General features: G+C 34.8%; 16 protein-coding genes and 1 riboswitch. Of the genes, 1 reads left to right on the forward strand and 15 read right to left on the reverse strand.

Annotation, left to right across the window (positions count from 1 at the left end):
• Positions 1-59: 59 nt before the first annotated feature.
• Genes AACP56_RS09470 through AACP56_RS09485 form a run of 4 tightly spaced genes read right to left on the reverse strand, consistent with a single transcriptional unit; the run spans position 60 to position 3982 of the window.
• Positions 60-1142, reverse strand: a complete 1083-nt coding sequence (locus tag AACP56_RS09470; RefSeq protein WP_339337347.1) for a bifunctional 3-deoxy-7-phosphoheptulonate synthase/chorismate mutase type II — start codon at positions 1140-1142, stop codon at positions 60-62.
• 9 nt (positions 1143-1151) lie between these two features.
• Complete coding sequence (locus tag AACP56_RS09475) at positions 1152-2009, reverse strand: prephenate dehydrogenase (protein ID WP_339337346.1); 858 nt, start codon at positions 2007-2009, stop codon at positions 1152-1154.
• A gap of 3 nt (positions 2010-2012) precedes the next feature.
• Positions 2013-3155: a pyridoxal phosphate-dependent aminotransferase gene (locus AACP56_RS09480; protein ID WP_339337345.1), complete on the reverse strand. Its 1143-nt coding sequence runs from the start codon at positions 3153-3155 to the stop codon at positions 2013-2015.
• Positions 3152-3982 (reverse strand): prephenate dehydratase, encoded by an 831-nt coding sequence (locus AACP56_RS09485; RefSeq protein ID WP_339337344.1) that lies wholly within the window; start codon positions 3980-3982, stop codon positions 3152-3154. Before AACP56_RS09485 ends, AACP56_RS09480 begins: the two co-directional genes overlap by 4 nt.
• Positions 3983-4301: 319 nt before the next feature.
• On the opposite strand from AACP56_RS09485, the gene gldA reads away from it, so the two are divergent.
• Positions 4302-5195, forward strand: coding sequence for a gliding motility-associated ABC transporter ATP-binding subunit GldA (gene gldA, locus AACP56_RS09490; protein WP_339337343.1), 894 nt, complete (start codon positions 4302-4304; stop codon positions 5193-5195).
• Positions 5196-5203: 8 nt separating this feature from the next.
• Here gldA and AACP56_RS09495 read toward each other — a convergent pair whose 3' ends face one another.
• The 11 genes from AACP56_RS09495 to AACP56_RS09545 form a co-directional block, all read right to left on the reverse strand.
• Positions 5204-7528 (reverse strand): outer membrane beta-barrel family protein, encoded by a 2325-nt coding sequence (locus tag AACP56_RS09495; RefSeq protein WP_339337342.1) that lies wholly within the window; start codon positions 7526-7528, stop codon positions 5204-5206.
• Between the two features lie 66 nt (positions 7529-7594).
• Complete coding sequence (locus AACP56_RS09500) at positions 7595-8311, reverse strand: response regulator transcription factor (protein ID WP_339337341.1); 717 nt, start codon at positions 8309-8311, stop codon at positions 7595-7597.
• A gap of 351 nt (positions 8312-8662) precedes the next feature.
• Positions 8663-9721 carry a serine hydrolase domain-containing protein gene (locus AACP56_RS09505; RefSeq protein ID WP_339337340.1) on the reverse strand — a complete coding sequence of 353 codons (1059 nt, stop codon included), beginning with the start codon at positions 9719-9721 and terminating at the stop codon, positions 8663-8665.
• Positions 9722-9824: 103 nt separating this feature from the next.
• A complete protein-coding gene (locus AACP56_RS09510) occupies positions 9825-10562 on the reverse strand; it encodes a head GIN domain-containing protein (RefSeq protein ID WP_339339918.1) in 738 nt (245 codons plus the stop codon).
• 150 nt (positions 10563-10712) lie between these two features.
• The gene (locus AACP56_RS09515) at positions 10713-11813 is read right to left on the reverse strand and encodes an acyloxyacyl hydrolase (protein WP_339337338.1); all 1101 of its coding nucleotides are present in this window, start codon (positions 11811-11813) and stop codon (positions 10713-10715) included.
• A gap of 91 nt (positions 11814-11904) precedes the next feature.
• Positions 11905-12858, reverse strand: a complete 954-nt coding sequence (gene metF / locus AACP56_RS09520; RefSeq protein ID WP_339337337.1) for a methylenetetrahydrofolate reductase [NAD(P)H] — start codon at positions 12856-12858, stop codon at positions 11905-11907.
• 160 nt (positions 12859-13018) lie between these two features.
• A complete protein-coding gene (gene metH / locus AACP56_RS09525; protein WP_339337336.1) occupies positions 13019-15739 on the reverse strand; it encodes a methionine synthase in 2721 nt (906 codons plus the stop codon).
• A 3-nt stretch (positions 15740-15742) separates the two neighbouring features.
• Entirely contained in the window at positions 15743-16738 is a 996-nt protein-coding gene (locus AACP56_RS09530; protein ID WP_339337335.1) for a homocysteine S-methyltransferase family protein, read from the reverse strand.
• 105 nt (positions 16739-16843) lie between these two features.
• Positions 16844-16966: riboswitch (SAM riboswitch) on the reverse strand.
• Positions 16967-17049: 83 nt separating this feature from the next.
• Entirely contained in the window at positions 17050-17805 is a 756-nt protein-coding gene (locus AACP56_RS09535) for a sulfite exporter TauE/SafE family protein (protein ID WP_339337334.1), read from the reverse strand.
• A gap of 1 nt (position 17806) precedes the next feature.
• Complete coding sequence (locus tag AACP56_RS09540) at positions 17807-19564, reverse strand: substrate-binding periplasmic protein (RefSeq protein ID WP_339337333.1); 1758 nt, start codon at positions 19562-19564, stop codon at positions 17807-17809.
• Positions 19564-20244 carry a hypothetical protein gene (locus AACP56_RS09545; protein WP_339337332.1) on the reverse strand — a complete coding sequence of 227 codons (681 nt, stop codon included), beginning with the start codon at positions 20242-20244 and terminating at the stop codon, positions 19564-19566. The genes AACP56_RS09540 and AACP56_RS09545 overlap by 1 nt, the downstream gene beginning before the upstream one ends.
• Positions 20245-20376: the final 132 nt, after the last annotated feature.

A 20376-nucleotide genomic window follows, 5' to 3' on the forward strand; every position in this document is an offset into this window, starting at 1 on the left:
AAAAAGCCCCAATTTAAAATTGGGGCTTTTTTATTTAGTCATATTTTAATAAAATAATACTATGCCTTAATAATCTTTTCTTGATGATTAATAGATTCTTGGTGAATTGCCTTGAACATTCTAAGCACAAATTCTTCGCTTAATCCCTTTGACTCTCCTTCTAGAATCATTTTACCCAGAATAGCATTCCATCTATTGGTTTGTAAAACTGCAACGTTCTTTTGCTTTTTAAGCTTCCCAATACCATCAGACACTTTCATTCTTTCGCCAAGAGTTTCAATTAATTGATTGTCTATAACATCTATTTGGGCCCTTAGATTACTAAGTTTGGTATTGTACTCAGCTTCCTCATCTGTTTCTTTTCTAATTTTTAAATCTTGCATAATCTGTACCAATCGTTTAGGTGTTACCTGCTGTGCAGCATCACTCCAGGCATTATCCGGGTCTGTATGGGTTTCAATCATCAACCCATCAAAATTTAAATCCAATGCGGTTTGAGAAACATCAAAAATCATATCCCTTTTTCCTGTAATGTGAGATGGGTCATTAATCAATGGTAAATCCGGGAATCTATTCTGAAATTCAATTGCCAATTGCCACTCTGGAATATTACGATATTTTGTTTTTTGATAGGTTGAAAAACCCCTGTGTATAGCCCCCAACTTTTTAATGCCCGCAGTATGTAATCGCTCTATTCCTCCCAGCCATAATGCCAAATCTGGATTTACTGGGTTTTTTACCAAAACGATTTTATCAGTTCCTTCCAGAGCATCGGCTAAATCCTGCATTATGAAGGGACTGACCGTAGAACGTGCTCCAATCCACAACAAGTCAATATCATGCTCAAGAGCTAACTCTACATGAGCTTTGTTAGCAACTTCAGTAGCAGTTTTTAATCCAGTTTCTTCTTTTACTTTCTGTAGCCATTTTAAACCTATGGCACCAACACCCTCAAAATTTCCTGGTCTGGTCCTAGGCTTCCAGATACCTGCACGATAATAATTTACATCGGTATCTTTAAGCTCATGTGCGATTTTAAGCACTTGACCTTCCGTTTCTGCACTACATGGTCCTGCAATAACCAAAGGATGTGGTAAAGCCATATCATCTAACCATGTTCTCATTTCTTTTGAATTTTCCATAGGTGTATTCTATTTTGTAAGTGGTATTCCGTTTAAAATTTGTTTTATCTTATTTGTGTTATCCATTTCTGCATACACTGCTCCAAAATCATCTTCTTCAATCAATTTCTTAAAGGCTTCAAGATTTTGGATATATTCCGCTAAAGTTTCGATTACATTTTCCTTGTTCTGTTCAAAAATGGGTGTCCACATGGCTGGAGAGCTTTTTGCCAACCGTACTGTGCTTTCAAATCCACTCCCAGCCATATCAAAAATATCACGCTCATTCTTTTCTTTTTCAATAACCGTCTTTCCTAACATAAAAGAGCTAATATGCGACAGGTGAGAAACATATGCAATGTGTTTGTCATGCGCTTTTGCATTCATATAGCGTATGCGCATTCCCATATCTTGAAAAAGCTGTAAAGCTTTTTCTTGAAGTTTAAAAGCAGTCTTTTCCACCTCACATATGATATTGGTCTTTCCTTTGTAAAGATTTTCTACAGCAGCTTCAGGACCCGAAAACTCTGTTCCAGCTATGGGGTGACAGGCAAGAAAATTTCTTCGTTTTGGATGGTCTTCTATTGCTTTACATACCATTGACTTTGTTGAACCTGCATCAAAAACCATAGTTTCATCTCCGACCTTATCTAAGATTATTGGAATTTCTGTTACCAAAACGTCTACAGGTATGGCAACAAATACCATATCTGCATTTGATAAGGCACCATAATCTGATTTTTCATCAATTAGCCCTAATGTCACAGCCTTATCTAAATGTTCGGTACTTGCATCCACTCCAATAATTTGAACATTAGCATGCAACTTCCTTAAATCTTTTGCAAAAGAGCCTCCTATTAATCCAACGCCGATTATTACTACTTTCATTGTTTAAAATCTGTCAATTGCTTCTTTAATTTTTTCTTCTTTTACACATAGTGAGAACCGAATATATCCTTCCCCATTACTGCCAAAAATTGTCCCGGGAGCTATGAAAATATTTTTATCATTCAGTAAGCCATCTATATACTCTTCAGACGATTTTGAACCTTCAGGCAGCTTGGCCCAAACAAACATCCCTACTGCATTGCTATCATAGGTGGCACCGATTTTATCTACCAATTCAAAAAGTAATTTTCGTCTGCTATTATATACCGTATCTAGATTTGTAAACCAATCACTTCCACTTTGTAGCGCAGCTATAGCTCCTTTCTGAATTCCATAAAACATGCCGGAATCCATATTACTTTTCACCTTTAAAATCGAATTGACGTTTTCGGCATTTCCAAGAACCATCCCTACACGCCAACCAGCCATATTAAAGGTTTTGCTTAAAGAATTTAACTCCAAACAGCAGTCTTTTGCCCCATCAATAGATAAAATACTGATAGGGTTATCGTTAAGAACAAAACTGTATGGATTGTCATTTATCAATAAAATATCATTGGCTTTTGCAAAAGCTACCAATTTTGTTAACTGCTCTTTAGATGCCTTTGCTCCAGTTGGCATATGTGGATAGCTCACCCACATCAACTTTACTTTTGACAAGTCTTGTTTTGAAAGTTCATTCAAATCAGGAAACCAGGCATTTTCCTCTTTTAAATCATATGTACGTGGTATGGCTTCTACTAGTTTAGTGACCGAGGCATATGTTGGATACCCAGGATTTGGAATTAAAACCTCATCCCTAGCATTCAAAAATGCCATGCTAACGTGCATAATACCCTCTTTTGACCCCATTAAGGGTAAAATTTCGTTTTCTGGATTTACTTTTACTACAAATTTAGTTTTGTAAAAAGATGCAATTGCTCCCCTAAGCTCTGGCAAGCCTTGATAACTTTGATATTGACTAGCTCCTGGGTCTCTAACCGCGTCCTTTAAAATATCTAAAACTTCTTCTGAAGGTGCCAAATCTGGACTGCCAATACCCATATTTATAATGGGCTTACCATCAGCAATTAATCCTCTAACTTCACGTAATTTTTTAGAGAAATAATACTCTTGAACTGATTTTAACCTATCTGCCGTTATCATAACTTCAATGCATTTTTATATTCTCCCAAAACCCTAAAGTCTTCAGACATAATGTTCAATAAAGCTTTTCCTTTTTCAAAATCTGCATAAGCATCAAATGTCACATCCACGAAAAATGCGTATTTCCATGGTGTTTCAATAACTGGTAAGGACTGAATCTTAGTCAAATTCATGTTACAATCACTCATTACATTTAATACTGTAGCCAAGCTACCTCGTTTATGATCTGTAATAAAGCGAAGTGATGCCTTATTAATTTCCTCTTTTGGCAGTACTTTATTTTGTTTTTTAAGAATTATAAAGCGGGTTGCATTATTTTTAATTGTCTGTATTCCTGGAGCAATAATTTCCAAATCATATAGTTCTGCTGCTACTTTAGGTGCTATAGCACCTATTTTGGTCAACTCCTTTTCTTGAATTCTTTTTGCAGTTTCTGCGGTATCTACATCCTCTACCAACTTAATATCTGGAAATGTTTTAAAAAACTCTTTACACTGTAAAAGTGCCATAGGATGTGAGTGTACTTCTTTGATATTATCAATGGTAATTCCCTTTTTAACCATTAGGTTGTGATGAATACCTAAATAGTATTCCCCAATAATGTGGATTTTATTATGGTAGATTAGATTATAATTCGGGATAATGCTCCCAGCAATCGAATTCTCAATAGCCATTACGCCCTTATCAGCCTTACCATTTAAAAGAGAGGCTATTAACTTATCAAAAGACAAACATTCCACAAGTTCGATACCTTCACCAAAAAAGTCCTTAGCGACTTGATGATGATTACTTCCCCTTATTCCCTGTATGGCTATTTTTAAATTCATTACAAAAAAAAGTCCTGATTAATATCAGGACCTCATTGTTTTTTATACTTAGCGTATGTTAGAACAGTCCCGTACTTCTTTTAAAAAAGAAATAGAAATAAAAACCGTTCCAGAAATACGTATTAGTCATTTTGTTGTAATTCTAAGCTAAGATTAGGCATTCAATCGAGAAATCAAAGATAATAGTTAAGTTTTTTGAATTTTTTGAATAATTAAAACATTCGTTGAAGATAGATAGGATCATCGCTATTTTTTTTATGAATATGAAAACTGATTTCGCAAACAGGAATATATTATTTTTGAACTGAAATTTGAATTAATGTCTATTAAAGTAAAAAACATTACCAAAAAATTTGGAACTCAGGAAGCTCTTAGTAACATTTCATTTTCTATAAATAAAGGTGAAATAGTTGGTTTTTTAGGTCCCAATGGAGCTGGAAAATCCACTATGATGCGAGTGCTGACTACATACCATAAAGCAAATTCCGGTGAAGCTGCCGTAAATGGGTTTGATGTACAGCAGGAGAAAACCAAAGTCCAACAAAGTATTGGTTATTTACCTGAGCACAATCCTTTGTATTTAGAGATGTTTGTTAAAGAATATTTGGCCTTTAATGCTGATGTGTATAAAGTTGAAAAAAACCGAATCAACGAAGTTATAGCACAAACAGGATTAAATCCTGAGGCACATAAAAAAATAGGGCAATTATCAAAAGGGTATCGCCAACGTGTAGGCTTGGCAGCTGCACTACTGCACAATCCTGATGTACTGATTTTAGATGAACCAACTACTGGCCTTGATCCTAATCAATTAATCGAGATCCGAAAATTGATTCGGGAAATTGGAAAAGAGAAAACCATTTTACTCTCAACCCACATCATGAAAGAAGTTGAAGCTGTTTGTGACCGAGTCATAATTATCAATAAAGGAAAGTTAGTTGTAGACAAAAAACTGGAAGACCTAAGAGAAGACGAAAATCAAATAGTAGAGGTAGAATTTGATTATCGGGTAGAAGAAGTACTACTAAACAAATTATCAAATGTATCCAAGGTCAAAAATACTGGTGGTTTTGTTTATGAAATTACCTTTAATACCTCAGAGGATATGCGACCAGTAGTTTTTGATTTTGCTCATGAGAACAAATTAAAAACATTGCAGTTGAGCAGAAAGAATAAAAACTTAGAGAGTTTGTTTACTGAGCTAACCAACTGATATGGCTTTTATTTTATTCTGTCAATATTTCCGTCAACATCTTTATTTTTAAAATTGGGATTATTTTTTGAACCAAATCTATATTTTAAGGAAAGGGCAATTTCCCTCACATCTCCAAAATAAACTCCATCCGCTATAACACCATCTACTGCATAGCTTTCCTCGAAGTTCATCGCTCTGGTGATATCATTAAAACGTAGGGTACAATCCCATTTTTTTAAAAAAGTTTTTGATAAAGACGCTTCAAATACTGTGAGGCCATTTCTTTTAAAGATACCTTCTTGTCTTCTACCCAAGGTCCATGCACACAATACCAAAGTCATATCTTTTGCTACTTTCAACTGATGATTGGTATAAATATATATATAAGGTTTAGTAGAAGAAAAAGAAGCTCTACTATCTATTAAACGATTATAATTCAAGGTTACCGTATTGTTTGAAGTCCATATTCCTTTGGTATAGGGCAATGTGACGCCTGCATAAAACCCTCTTTCTTTTTCCAAATTTACCAATGACAGTACCCCTGTATCATTTTGCGTATCATAAGCAATAGTAAAATTAGTTGGGTTTTGATTTTGATAGTAATTAAAAAATAGTGATTTATTCCCCTTTTGGTAATTCACGGATATTTCATTGGTCAAGGTTGGTCTTAAATTGACATTGCCAGAGCCTTCTAAAAACGGATTTATAAAAACCGTAATAGAGCTTGCCCTAGAGAAATCTGGCCTTTGAATGCTTCTTGCGTAATTTAAGTTGAGAGTTTGTGTACTATCAATTGTAATTGAGAGATTGGCTTTGGGAAAAAGATTGGTATTCGACCTAGAAATAACTGGGGAATCTTCCGTAGCAACCTCGCCATTAACCTCATTGTGCTCAATACGCATCCCCATTTCAAAATTATTTTTTTTACCTATTTTACCTGATACAGTGCTATATACCGCATATAAATCCTCATCATATTTAAAATCAATAAAGGTTTCTTCATTAACTAAAGGTTCTACTATTTCAGTAAAAGCATCTGCTTTGGCCCGACTGATATTAATCCCCGATTCCCATTTCACACTTTTAGAAATATCCTTTTCCACATCCAAACGAAATGCTAAAGAATTAATGCTGTATTCTTGCTCCCTAGTTTGGTCTAAAGCAAATGATGAGTTATTAATATTATTTTGAATTTCAGTATCCAAAACCTGCCGAAAACCTGAATATTGGGCTCCCGAAAATAAATTCCAACTATTACTCAATTTTTTATTGAAGTTAAAAGAAGCACTGTAGTAATCCTTACTGTTATCATTGTTGGTATTTGTTCGAATGAATTCTTCATCTTCCCTATCCATAATAAAAGTATCTGTAAAAAAGGGAGCATCATCAGTCTGTAAGCGAGCTGATGCATTTAACGAAACATAATCTGTATCGTTCCATTGAAGGTAAGCTCCAAAACCACCATTGAGCTGTACTCGAATATTTTTTGGAATAAGCACTAGGTAATCTACGGATACCTCCCGTTCCGGAATTTCAAATAAAAAGCTGTTACTTTCCCATTGCTGTAATTGATTGTATGCCAAATTTCCTCGTAAAGTCCAGCTCTTTTTGGAGTAGCTGGAATTAAAAGTTAAATAGTTGTTGAAATTTCGCTTTTGGGAGGCTGTTTCTTGTAGGCTACCTTGAAAACCACTTTGTGCCATTTTCTTTAGCTTTACCAAAAGTACAGCGCGACCATCAGCCTCATATTTTGCTGATGGATTATTTATAATTTCAATAGTGGCTATACCATCAATAGCTAATGCTGTGAACTCCTCCATCGAAATACGTTGATTACCCAAATAAATAAGCGGATTACCTTTGCCCATTATCGATATTGATTCTCTATCGGCTGAAATCTGTACTCCTGGAAGCCTAGACATTAAATCAACTGGGTCGGGTATGGACGAGAAATACTGATTTTGAACATCTACCTTTAAATTTCCCGCTTCATATGCTATAGGGTTTTTTGCTGCAACAACTTCGACCTCATTAAGTTGTATGGTACTTTCACTCAAGGCTATGGATAGGATAGTGTTTTTATTGAGAACTAGATTTTCTTCGAAAGACTCAAAACCCAGAACATTTATTTGAATTACATAATCTCCGTTAGGAATATTCTCGAACAGAAAATTCCCTTCAATCAGTGTCATATACTTTACAAGGGTCTTGTCCTCTATTTTAAGTAGTAGCACATCACCTATAGAAACTATATTTCCATTCTCATCATAGACTTCACCCTCTATCTTAAAATATTCTTGGGCACTTATCGCAGAAGAAATCAATAAAAATATTAAAGCCGCTAATCTCAAGACTTGTACGTTTTGAGACAAAGTAAATTTGTAATCTAGCCTCTAGGAGAATTTTTGGGGTCTGAATTAGGTACTAGCACCCGTACTTTTTTGTAATAGTTCTCTCCGATTAGTCACGTTTAACTTACCATAAAGGTTGGTAATATGTGATTTAACCGTACTCAAACTAATGAAAAGTTCATTTGCAATCTCTTTATTGGATTTGCCTTGCATGATTAAATTTCTCACTGTTACCTCTTGTCGACTCAACTCGGGAATATTATCTCTTTGTTGTTTCTTTTTTAATTGAAAAGCAACACCTATCAACCCTAGGCATAAAATTAATAGCCCAATAATCGTCCATCTACTTTGAGTTAGTTGTTTTTCTAAGATTCCTTGGTTTAGATAAGCAATTTTTTCCTCAAGAAAAAGATATTCTGATTGGGGTATACCACTGTTGTGAAGTTCTTCTATGAATGACAAATAATATTGCGTATTCTCCTTGATGTCCTTTTCTAAAAGTTTTTTTTCTTCTAGAAGTTTAACTGCCATAAGTTTTACCCCCAATATCTGAATAGAGTCTCTTGTATAGCTTCTTAATTGCAAATCTTGATTAGACTTGGGGTTTTTGGTCAACGCCAACTTCTTTTCTAGACTTTTGAACTTTTTCCATTCAGAAAGTGTAAGTTCCTTATAACTTTCATCTTCAAACTCCAGAATTAAAGTAGATGAATCTGTTTTGTTTTGCGCCGCTAAGGAAGATGTGATTAGTAGTAAAACAAAAAGAAATCTAAATAGTTTCATTTTCCAAGTTTTGATTAAAGTTCACAAAAATCTTAAGACAAAACAAAAAACAGGTAAGATGAAATTTTAATAAAGCTTTTAGCTAAAACTAATTTTTAGCTATCCCTTCATTTTCGGAAATAGAAGCTAATTCTTTTGGAGTAAGCTTGTCATTAGCATCTACATTATCTGAACTATTAAATTTAAACAAACAAATGGCTACTAACAGCAGAGCAAAAAGTATGACACATTTTTTCATTTAGATAACTTCCTTTAACACAAAATTATGTTTTTGACCTACGTCATACTATATTTCTCTATGTATTGCTCAAAAATCTAGTTGAATTGTCTTTTTTAGGTTATTTGAATGTTTCAAAAATGCATATTAAGCTGTTCTGCAATTATATGGTCAAGTTCATTTTGCACATTGGAATCTGTACAATTAACTAAAATTGAGACTGTTATTTTTTCATCTGGATATACAAAAAAGTTGGAGTAGGCCCCTACGCTACTCCCTACATGACCAACAAAACACCTACCATATTTATCTTGACTTACCTGAAACCCTAGACCATAATAGCTCAATTTTCCATTAACTTTTTGAGAAGTTAGTAGTTGTTTGTACGTTTTTGATTTCAACAATTTTTGTTCCAGTATAGCTTGTCCCAATTTGGCAATATCATCACTTGTGGATAAATAGCCTCCGCCTGCAAGTTTGTAGAAATTATTTACCGCTATTGCTGTTTTAAATCCCATTGGGGTTTTGGTATAAAATTTTGCTTGATTTTTATTTCTACTCAAATCGAAATAAGTATTTAGCATACCAAGCGGTTCAAGGATTTTTTCTTGTACATACGCTTCAAAAGGTATACCACTTGCTTCTTGCATAGCCAAGGACAATAATACAAAGTCAAAGCTATTGTACAAATAGCCCGTACCTGGTTTAAAAACCAATGGTTCATCCTGGAAAACTTCTAGGCTTTCTCTTATAGAAAAAGATTTGTTCATAGCAAATTCTTTACCTCTGTATGCCCTTATTCCAGCTGTATGGCTTGCTAATTGTCGTAGTGTGAAATCATACTTTTTCTTAGGATAGTAAGGAACATGTTTGTAAAATGAATCATCAAAATCTACAATCCCTTCTTCAACCATTTTACCTAAAGCTAAACCGGTAATACATTTGGAGATGCTCGCTATTCTGAAAATGGTTTCTTTTGGATTAACTAGAACCTTATTCTCTACATCTGCATAACCTAAACCTTTTTGAATTACAACTTGATTATCTTTTGTAATGGTTACAGCTATTCCAGGAACTTTCTTCTCGAAAACTAGATTGGATAGAATAGCCTCAGTATTTGATAAACCAGAGAGTCCCTCCAAAGAATCAATTTTAGATGAAGGGACGAATAGGTTTTTTAAATATGTGAACAAGAAACTCAAATTATAAGTTTGAAGTTTCGAAAGTAATGAGAAATACAGATTTACAAAGTGTAATTTTCAACTAGAAATGAAGAAACCTTATGGATAGATGGGGCTATTCCTTAAAAATCAAACGCCCATTAAAAAGTTCTTCAACAGCAACTTCTGGCGGCCTATTACTACTAATTACATCTCCATAACCTCTAATAACACCCGAAATACGTTCTTGGGGATTTACAAAAATATCATTGGAGCCACGATGATTTATGCCTACATTCTGAGCGATTAAATTCTCTGCTTCAACCCTTGAATCTCCTGCAGCTATTGTAATATTAAAGTTAGTTGCAGTACCCGATAGTTTAAAATAAGCAATACCATTAACAACTATAGAAACGGTTTCAGAAGCTAATTTCAATTCAAAAGAGCCATCAGTAGTTTCCGTTTCAGGGTTGTTAAAACTTTCTGAAATTAGACTTAAGCTGGGATAGTTCAAAACTCCATCGCTTGAAATCAGTAGTCCTGTACTACTTCTTATTTCTTCAATATTTGGGGAAGTTACATAGACTGTAGTTAAACCATAAGCACGGACATAATTACAAATATTCTCATTTCTTAAAACCAATCTATTGCCTTCAACCTCAGCTGAAACATCATTCAACAGAAACTCTCCTGTTTCCAATTCTACTTTTTGTTCTTCACCCTGTTTTAAGACTACGTTCAAGTTTTCAAAAACAGTAATACTGGAAAAAGAGGGAACCACAGTTTCTACACGGATTAGATCCCCAGCATTTTGAAAACAATCTGGAGCATTTTCAGAATTACAAGAAACTAACCAGAAACAAAAAACTACCAATCTAAAAAATCTATTGACATTGTTCTTTGAAAATACTTCGACAAGCTCAGTATGACAGCTTGATTTAAGGAAAAAAAGTCTTCTTCCCTTTACCAACAAAAAATCAAACAATGTTAAACCCTTAAACATATAAACCGTAAACTTTTAAGCTTATAGACGTACTCCTATCCCAAATTCAACAGCCTCAGCTGCGGCGGCATGCGATTTTAAGGTGATGCTTCCAAACACCTTATCGCCAAAATATCTTTTTAATCCAATCCTATTGTAAACTTTTCCCTCAAAATCAAAAGGATAATATACATAATACCCTAATTGGGTTAGAATACTCATTTTATTAATAAATAATTCATGGCCGATAAAAAGTCCAACTCTTTTAAAATCGGCATCAGCATCTACATTCATTTCAGGAAATGAAGTAGATTGAAAACGAATCAACTCTTTTAAAAAATTGGAAAAGAATATATCTGTTCCAAATTGTATAGCACTTTTTCTACCTAGTCTTTTATCTGCATACGCCGATAAAATCACGAATCCATATTGGCCTGAATTAATGACATCGCTTTCATTTAAACCGCCTCTTAGAACAAGGTTATAACGTAAAGGTTCTGTAAGTTTCTCTCGAGCCACTCTTGGGATATATTCATATTGCATTCCTCTATCTAAATCATAGGTAAATCCAAAATTTAAAGCGGCTGTATTTGTTGAAGTATTTGGAGCTTTAAAATTGGCATTGGAATAATGAATTAAAGAGAATCCCGCTTTAAATCCAAAACCTGCCACCAAATTCTCTTTATGGTAATTTAACATCACCATCGTGGAGCTAAGTAAATGCGAACCGTAAGCATTATTTCTAAAGTTGGTATTCCTATCATATGGATTTGTATTATATGCTACCCCTTGCCCTATTCTAAACTGAACATTACGTTTTAGAAAATAAAAGTTATAATGGGCATATACTCCATAATTTTTACCTAAAACTGGGTTTTTCATGTCTTGATATGCAAACGTAAAACCGGTATCTGGGTAACCAAACTCTGACTCCCACTCTTCTTCTCCGAACCTCTTCCGGTTAAAACCTAAAATTAAACCGCCAGGGTGTTCGGTTATTAGATGGGAAATGTCCGTATTGTGCAATAGGATTGAGCCATTAAATTGACTCAGGTCCAACACATATTTTCTTGAAGATTTGTCTTCTTGAGAAAGACCCATTAGGGAAAATCCTAGAAAAAAGAGTGGCAGTAGGTACTTCATGAAGTGTAAAAGTACTATTTAGATTTGAGTAGTTCACCCTAAATACATAGTCTTTTCAGCGATCGTATTTGTATAAAATTCTAAAGTATTTCTAGAAAATTTCTTTGGCTATTGCTCTAATGTTATCGGATTTTCCCATAGAATAATAGTGCAGTACTGGAACACCAGCTTCTTTCAACTCTTTTGATTGTTGAATGCACCATTCCACCCCAACTTGGCGAACATCCTTATTTGTTTTGCAAGATTCAACTGCGCCAACTAATTCCTCAGGTATGTCCACTCTAAAAACTTGGGGAAGTAATTGTAAATGGCGTTTGACCGCAATGGGTTTAATCCCTGGAATTATTGGTACCTCAATACCCATTTTACGAGCCTCATCCACAAATTCAAAATACTTTTTATTATCAAAAAACATTTGGGTCACCACATAATCAGCTCCCAAATCCACTTTTTCTTTCAATCTTTTTAGGTCTGACTTTAAAGAAGGAGCTTCCATATGTTTTTCAGGATATCCGGCAACCCCAATACAAAAATTAGCGCAATTATCCGTTTCTATAACTTCGTGCAAATAATTTCCACAATTTAATTGTTGCACTTGAGCCACTAAACTTGACGCATATTTATGCCCACCTTTAGTTGGTTCAAAATACTTTTCCTCTCTCATTGCATCACCTCGGAGCGCCATTACATTATCAATCCCTAAGTAATGACAATCAACCAATAAATATTCTGTCTCTTCCTTTGTAAATCCACCGCAAAGTACATGAGGTACTGTATCCACATTATATTTGTGAGTTATTGAAGCACAAATACCTAATGTCCCAGGGCGCATTCGAGTTAGTTTCTTATCCAACAAACCATCACGGTCAATATATACATACTCTTCCCTAGAAGTAGTAACATCAATAAATGGAGGGGCAAACTCCATTAAGGGGTCAATATTATTGTATAGCTCTTGAATACTTTTTCCCTTAACTGGCGGAATAATTTCAAAGGAAAAAAGTGTTTTTCCGTTCGCTTCTTTAATGTGGTCTGTTACTTTCATTTATGCTGAACTTCAGTATCTATTTTTATTATGGCGCTACCTAAAGGCCGGGCTTTTAGTAGTCGTACTTTTCTTTTATTTCGACAGTAAGTCAGAAAAGTAGCTCCGACAAAACCTCAATCCCTAACGCAAATCCCAATCTATCAAACCTTCAAGGAGATTAATCATCTGCAATATTAGGTGCCAACCATTTTTTTGCCTTTTCAATTTCTATCCCTTTTCGGTTTGCATAATCCACAACTTGGTCTTCTTTTATTTTTCCCAAACCAAAATATTTAGCTTCTGGATTCGCAAAATAATACCCACTGACCGATGCCGCTGGCCACATGGCTAAACTCTCCGTTAACTTTACACCTATTTTTTCCTCTACCTGCAATATTTCCCAAATAGTCAATTTCTCCAGATGGTCTGGGCAAGCAGGATAGCCTGGCGCTGGACGAATGCCCTTGTATGATTCATTGATTAAATCTTCATTGCTTAAATCCTCATTTGCCGCATATCCCCAGTGTTTTGTTCGGACTTCCTTATGTAAATATTCCGCAAAGGCCTCCGCCAAACGGTCCGCCAGTGCCTTTATCATAATAGCACTATAATCGTCCAGTTCTTTTTCATATTCAGCAGCTAATTCTGCCGTCCCAAACCCGGTACTAACACAAAAACAACCTGTATAATCCTGTTTTCCACTTTCTTTTGGCGCTATAAAATCTGACAAGGCATAATCTGGAACGCCTTCTCTTCGCTGTAATTGTTGACGGAGGGTTCGGAAAATCCCCTTCTGGTTTTCTTTATCCTGGACTCCGCTCGAATGAAAAGAAAGCCAATCTACCTCAATATCATCATTGACCGAATTTGCTGGAAATAATCCAAAAATGGCTTTTCCTTTTAATGTCTTATCCGCTAATACTTCTTTCAACATTTTTTGGGCATCTGCAAATAAATCAGAGGCTTGTTCTCCAACTACATTATCTGTTAAAATATCCGGGTATTTTCCATGTAAGTCCCAACTTCTAAAAAAAGGTGTCCAATCAATGTAGGGAACCAATTCTTTCAAATCCATGTCAGTAATGGTTTGGATACCCAATTTGTTGGGCTTTACAATTTCTAAGGAATCCCAATCAATCTGAAATTTGTTTTCTCTTGCTTTTTTTATGGATTTATATTCTTTCTTTTTGGTTCTTTTTAGGAACTTATTCCGGAAATCTTCATAATCCAGTTTAATTCCATCTTTGTAACCTTGCGAACTCTCTTTTTGAAGCAAATCGCCAACTACCGTTACCGCTCTGGAAGCATCATTTACATGTACTACAGCCTCACTGTATTGCGTATCAATTTTTACGGCCGTATGCGCCTTACTTGTGGTAGCACCACCTATTAATAACGGAATTTTAAAATTTTGACGTTCCATCTCCTTTGCCAGAAAGACCATTTCATCTAAAGAAGGTGTTATTAAACCGCTTAGACCAATAACATCAACATTGTGTTCTATAGCCGCGTTAATTATTTTTTCAGGAGGCACCATGACTCCCAAATCCACTATTTCATAATTGTTACAGGCCAAAACAACACTCACAATATTTTTTCCAATATCATGAACATCACCTTTTACCGTAGCCATTAAAATTTTTCTAGCTCCATCAGAATCATCTGTATCAGGATTAGCCAATTTCTCTTCTTCAATGTAAGGTAATAGATATGCAACCGCCTTTTTCATTACTCTAGCAGACTTTACTACTTGTGGCAGAAACATTTTTCCACTTCCAAAAAGGTCACCAACAACATTCATACCTGTCATCAAATGACCTTCTATCACTTCAATGGGCTTATCAGAAGCTTGTCTGGCTTCCTCAACATCTTCCTCAATATACTGGTCTATACCTTTGACCAAGGCACGTGTAATTCTTTCTTGCAAAGCTTCTTCCCTCCAAGATAAATCCACTTTGTTTTCTTTTGCTTTCCCTACAACGGATTCAGCAAAATCTAATAATCTTTCAGTCGCATCATCCCTCCTATTCAAGATAACATCCTCTACATGCTCCAATAAATCTTTTGGAATATCATCATAGACTTCTAGCATGGTCGGGTTAACGATACCTATATTCATTCCCGCTTTTATAGCATGATATAAAAAGACCGAATGCATAGCTTCACGCACGGGATTATTCCCCCTAAATGAAAAGGAAACATTACTTACTCCACCACTAACACTACAATAAGGTAAATTCTCTCTAACCCATCTCGTAGCATTTATAAAATCGAGCACATTTAATTTATGCTCCTCCATTCCCGTAGCTACAGGAAAAATATTGAGGTCAAAAATTATATCCTCTGGAGTAAACCCAACCTTATTTACCAAAATATCATAAGAGCGTTTTGAAATTTCAATACGTCTATCATAATTATCCGCTTGTCCAACCTCATCAAAAGCCATTACAATTACAGCAGCACCATAACGTTTTATCAGTTTTGCTTGATGTATAAACTGTTCTTCTCCCTCTTTTAAGCTAATGGAATTCACCACACATTTTCCCTGGACAACTTGTAACCCTGCTTCTATAATTTCCCATTTAGAGCTATCTATCATAATGGGAACTCTGGCAATATCAGGTTCAGCAATGACTAGGTTCAGGAACTTTATCATGGCTTCCTTCCCATCAATAAGACCATCATCCATATTAATATCGATGATTTGGGCACCGCCTTCTACCTGATGACGTGCAACCTCCAATGCCTCCTCAAATCTCTCTTCTTTTATTAACCGAAGGAATTTTTTTGAACCCGCTACATTAGTTCGTTCACCAACATTTACAAAATTGGTTTCTGGGGTAATCACTAGAGGTTCTAGTCCGGAAAGCTTTAAGTATTTTGGTTTACTTTCTTTCATCTACTAGATTTCTACAGTCAGCTTTCTAGGTTCAAACTCTTTTACTACTTCAGCAATTGCCGTGATGTGTTTCGGTGTTGTACCGCAGCAACCTCCAACTATATTTATTAAACCTTTTTCTACGTATTCCTTTATTTGAGCCGCCATTTGCTCAGGCGACTCATCATATTCTCCAAAAGCATTAGGTAGACCTGCATTTGGGTGTGCACTAATTGCATGATTGGTTTTAGCTGAAATAACTTCTAAATGTGGCACTAGCTGTTTAGCGCCTAGCGCACAGTTAAATCCTACAGATAAAATTGGAATATGCGAAATGGAAATCAAAAAAGCTTCTGCCGTTTGTCCAGATAAAGTCCTACCAGAAGCATCCGTAATTGTTCCGCTAACCATTATCGGAACATCTATGTTCCGTTCTTCTTTCACTTCCTCAATAGCAAAAAGTGCAGCTTTTGCATTAAGCGTATCAAATATGGTTTCCACTAAAAGAATATCTGCTCCGCCATCCAAAAGTGCCTCTACCTGTTGCTTGTATGCAATTCGTAATTCATTAAAAGAAACAGCGCGAAAACCAGGGTCATTAACATCTGGAGACATACTAGCCGTTTTATTTGTAGGACCAATACTGCCTGCGACAAAACGTGGCTTTTCAGGTTCTTTAGAAGTGAATTCATCCGCTACTTTTTTGGCTATTCGGGTAGATTCATAATTTAACTCATAAACCAATTCCTCCATATGATAGTCAGCCATTGCGATTGTAGTACCCGAAAAGGTATTGGTCTCCACAATATCGGCTCCGGCAGCAAAGTACTTCCGATGTACCTCTGCGATTGCTTCTGATTGAGTCAATGATAATAAATCATTATTTCCCTGTAATGGGTATTTCCAATCTTTAAAACGCTCACCACGAAAATCTTCCTCGGTAAACTTATAGCGTTGGAGCATGGTACCCATGGCTCCATCTAAAATCAATATTTTTTTATGTAGTAAATCCTTAATCATATTACAATGCAACGCTTATAGCGTTAATAGTATGTTGTAATTATCAAGGAAGGAAAAGGTAAGACGGTTTGTCTTTCTTTTGGTTATCTAATCCCAGTATGGTCGGTTTTATCCGCCAAGAGGTCCTGAAATGAATTCAGGACAAGGGTAGAATGTAGCACCTTCTTTACAGCTAAAGGGTTGCTAAGGTTTCAATGGGTCTAATCCCTCCACCTTTCTTGATAACAATTCAATTTATTAATGAACAAAATACAAAGTAAAGGCACTGAAGCTTGAAAAGCAAACAAATAGTGTAAGTTTCTTAGCATTTATTAAATCAAATAAACCAAACCAATTGATAATAGAATTATAGAATAGATAATTTTAAAAAAAGTATTAGAAGATTTTGTACCTGCTTTAGCACCGAAATAATTCGCTATAAAATAACTAAAGAAAAGAATTAAGACTAAATTCCAATCAATGTCTAATTCGATATTGTACTTTATGTAAGCTCCATAACTAACGGGTGGAACCAAAATCGCCAAACTTAAAGCTCTTGCGTATTCCTTTTTCAATTTAAATATTGTTATTAGAACAGGGACCATTAATACACCTGCACCAATACCAAACCAACCACCAGCCACACCTGTAATAGAACCCAAAACAAATACCCAAGGAATGGAAATAGTTTCTTTCAAATTCTTAGTTCTCTTTTCTTTCTTTGTTAGAAATGGCCATAATTGAATAGCCGCAATAACAAATAAAATAATAGCAAAATAAATACGCATATTTGTTTCACCAATAAAAAAAGCTAGTTCTGCCCCTAAGTATGAAAACACGCAATATGCAATTACCCCAACAGTTATTTGAATCCACATGGTCTTTACATATCTATGTAAAGAGATAACCCCCAAAAGACTCATTGGACCTAGCATCATAGTAAGGACATTACCTTGGGCAGCTAGTTGCGACATTCCACAAAAAAGGAATAGAAACGAAACCAGAAATGGACCACCGCCAATACCGGCATAACCACCAATGTAACCTACCATGAGACCTAGAAGAATGTATGTATATAGTTCACACATGTTACTTGTAATTGTTTTCGCAAAATTCTTCAATTTTCTCGCGGAGTGGAATCTTAATTTTACTTCCTTTACTTTTAGGGACATTGCAGTCTAAGTCCCCTCCTGCCTCATCTATCTCTTTCAATAATACTTTCTCCGCTTCCATAAAAAAGAAACCCTTTTTCTCTGACGTAAAATCCGGGTTTGTCAATCTCTGCCCTACCTTATCAGTTTCATATTTTTCTTTTAGCTCTTTTGCAAGATCACTTGACGGTATTATTGTGCCAATTTTTTTATCACCCTCAGCTGAAATAAACATCAAAACCTCATTATCATCTTTAATAATAAAAATCATTCCAAAACCCCACAGACCGGCTGAAGCAGAATCGTATAATTTTAGATTATCATACTTCAAAAGTTGTGCATAAACATTAAAGAGCCAGCGATGATACTTTTTTAAGTATTTCGGATAATTATTACCTGTACTAAATCCTTCAATTTTTAGATTATTTCGTTCAACAATTGATTTTTTTTCAAATTCTTCATTTAATTCGACTTCTGGCAAATCAACTACTCTTACAAATTGTATAGAATCACCTTGATTACTTTTTCTACTTAATGTTCTTTTAATTGCGTCTGACCATCTCTCTGCATTCTTACCATCCCTGTCTGTCCCTAAACTTGACATAAAACCACCAGAACCATAATAATGAATGCTCTCATTCGCAGAATCAAACATCTGTATTCCAGCTTTGACAATACCATCATCATCAAGAATTCTCTCCATCTTAATCTTGGTGTTGTCAATTACATTTCTGAGTTCTTGTTCCAAGACAGAAGCCTTATTTGATTCTGCTTTTTCTTTTAACTTTTTATTTCGATAACCAAGCAGTAAAATAACAAACAAAAGAGCTAACGCAGAACCTAAGAAAATAATTTTCAAATTGTTTAGAGAACTCTTTAATTCTTCCTTAGTTTTACCGTAATATTTACCATAAGCATCCTCTAATGAGGTGTTTAACCATTTTCTTTCAAGACCTTTTATTCTATCTTTATTCTCTCTCAAGAATAAATTAAAAAAAATCACTAATTCTGGCTCATCTTTAGCAACTCCGATACAATAGTCATCTGCTATTTTTGCCCTACTAGTAGGTAAATTTCCAGCAAAATGGAAATCACCTTCACCAATTTCGTAGAGCAACCTATTGATATCACCAATTGCCATATCTATTTCCTTTTTCTTCAAGGCCTCTATTAACTCTAATTGCAGAGTGAAATCAAACATAATAATATTATCAAAATTTTTATCCTTAAGAAGCTTAAGTTCTCTTTCGGCGGTAGTATTCTTTAAATGACCTACTCTAACCGTTGTTTCTTTCCAACTTTCTACATCAAGATTAGCATTATTAGATATCGCTACTATAGCCTTATTCTGAAGGTATGGATCAGAAAACAAAATACCCTTTTTCAATCTTTCGGGAGTGTAAGAAAAAGTATAGAGTAGGCTATTGATTTTTGAGCTACTGATTATAGATAATTCACGTTCATTTTGGGGTATTTCTATAAATTCAATTGTATAATCCAGACTAGTGGAGTAGGCATACAATAGGCCTTGCAATTCATATTCAAATGCGTCGATATAATTAATATTGCCTTTAGCTACTTGGTTTTCAAATTCTTGGTTTGGATATTTGTTATTTACACCTATTCTTATCTCTTGTCCAGTTGTGGTGAATGTAATTATTAAGGAAACCAAGATTCCAATGATGGGTTTTTTCATTATCGGTAGTTTATTTTTTTTAAGTTTTGAAAATCAGTTTTTTCAATATTGAAATCCCCAAGATACTTGTCTAAAATAGGGTTTTCCTTTCGCAAATCATTTGAAAAGTTGTATGTTCTGCTACTAAGAATAGATATACATTTTTTGATTGAATTATTATGAAATTCTGTAGAAATACCTATCAAATCACAACCAACATGATTGCAATCGCTTGGATGGTAGTATGCAGTACTATATTCCTTCTTCGTCTTGTTAATGATGTAGAATTCATCAAATTTAAGGTATTTAAAACCACCACTATTTGTCTTAACTATATTTCCCGTGACCGACGTAACAACCTTGTGATTATTAGCTAAATTTCTATCAAATGTTCCCGTAATACGGTTAAATGTACCAACTCTAAATTGAAGTATCTCAGACGGGACAATTGTAAGTTTACCTTTTGTATCATATCCTATTCTAAATTCATAAACATAGTGATTCAAATTAAGCCCTGATTTGATTACTATCTTACTGATGAACTTATTGAAAAACGAGTGCGCCTTTCCTAAATAGCCATTATCTCGATTCAAAAAGTGATTAAACTTTATCAAAATTGGAGAAATTACAGAAGGATACGTAATCGCAATAAGTGTTGCGAACAACCCAGTTAAATATTGACTAAGAACGTCATACAACATGATAAGTAAAACAATTGAAAAGAAAGCAATAATCAAAACATAGGGGAAAGTTTTGAGCTTGATTCAGTTGGTTAATATGCTAAATATAATCAATCCTTTAAAAAATAAATGGTCCATTGAAAATCTTTTATA

Source organism: Croceitalea sp. MTPC6 (assembly GCF_036985525.1).
Classification (GTDB): Bacteria; Bacteroidota; Bacteroidia; order Flavobacteriales; family Flavobacteriaceae; genus Croceitalea.

Coding starts and splice junctions, on each gene's coding strand:
- AACP56_RS09515 (WP_339337338.1), bottom strand. CDS start 11,813: ATGAAGTACCTACTGCCACTCTTTTTTCTAGGATTTTCCCTAATGGGT.
- gldA (WP_339337343.1), top strand. CDS start 4,302: ATGTCTATTAAAGTAAAAAACATTACCAAAAAATTTGGAACTCAGGAA.
- AACP56_RS09470 (WP_339337347.1), bottom strand. CDS start 1,142: ATGGAAAATTCAAAAGAAATGAGAACATGGTTAGATGATATGGCTTTA.
- AACP56_RS09485 (WP_339337344.1), bottom strand. CDS start 3,982: ATGAATTTAAAAATAGCCATACAGGGAATAAGGGGAAGTAATCATCAT.
- metF (WP_339337337.1), bottom strand. CDS start 12,858: ATGAAAGTAACAGACCACATTAAAGAAGCGAACGGAAAAACACTTTTT.
- AACP56_RS09475 (WP_339337346.1), bottom strand. CDS start 2,009: ATGAAAGTAGTAATAATCGGCGTTGGATTAATAGGAGGCTCTTTTGCA.
- AACP56_RS09545 (WP_339337332.1), bottom strand. CDS start 20,244: ATGTTGTATGACGTTCTTAGTCAATATTTAACTGGGTTGTTCGCAACA.
- AACP56_RS09530 (WP_339337335.1), bottom strand. CDS start 16,738: ATGATTAAGGATTTACTACATAAAAAAATATTGATTTTAGATGGAGCC.
- metH (WP_339337336.1), bottom strand. CDS start 15,739: ATGAAAGAAAGTAAACCAAAATACTTAAAGCTTTCCGGACTAGAACCT.
- AACP56_RS09535 (WP_339337334.1), bottom strand. CDS start 17,805: ATGTGTGAACTATATACATACATTCTTCTAGGTCTCATGGTAGGTTAC.
- AACP56_RS09480 (WP_339337345.1), bottom strand. CDS start 3,155: ATGATAACGGCAGATAGGTTAAAATCAGTTCAAGAGTATTATTTCTCT.
- AACP56_RS09500 (WP_339337341.1), bottom strand. CDS start 8,311: ATGAAACTATTTAGATTTCTTTTTGTTTTACTACTAATCACATCTTCC.
- AACP56_RS09540 (WP_339337333.1), bottom strand. CDS start 19,564: ATGAAAAAACCCATCATTGGAATCTTGGTTTCCTTAATAATTACATTC.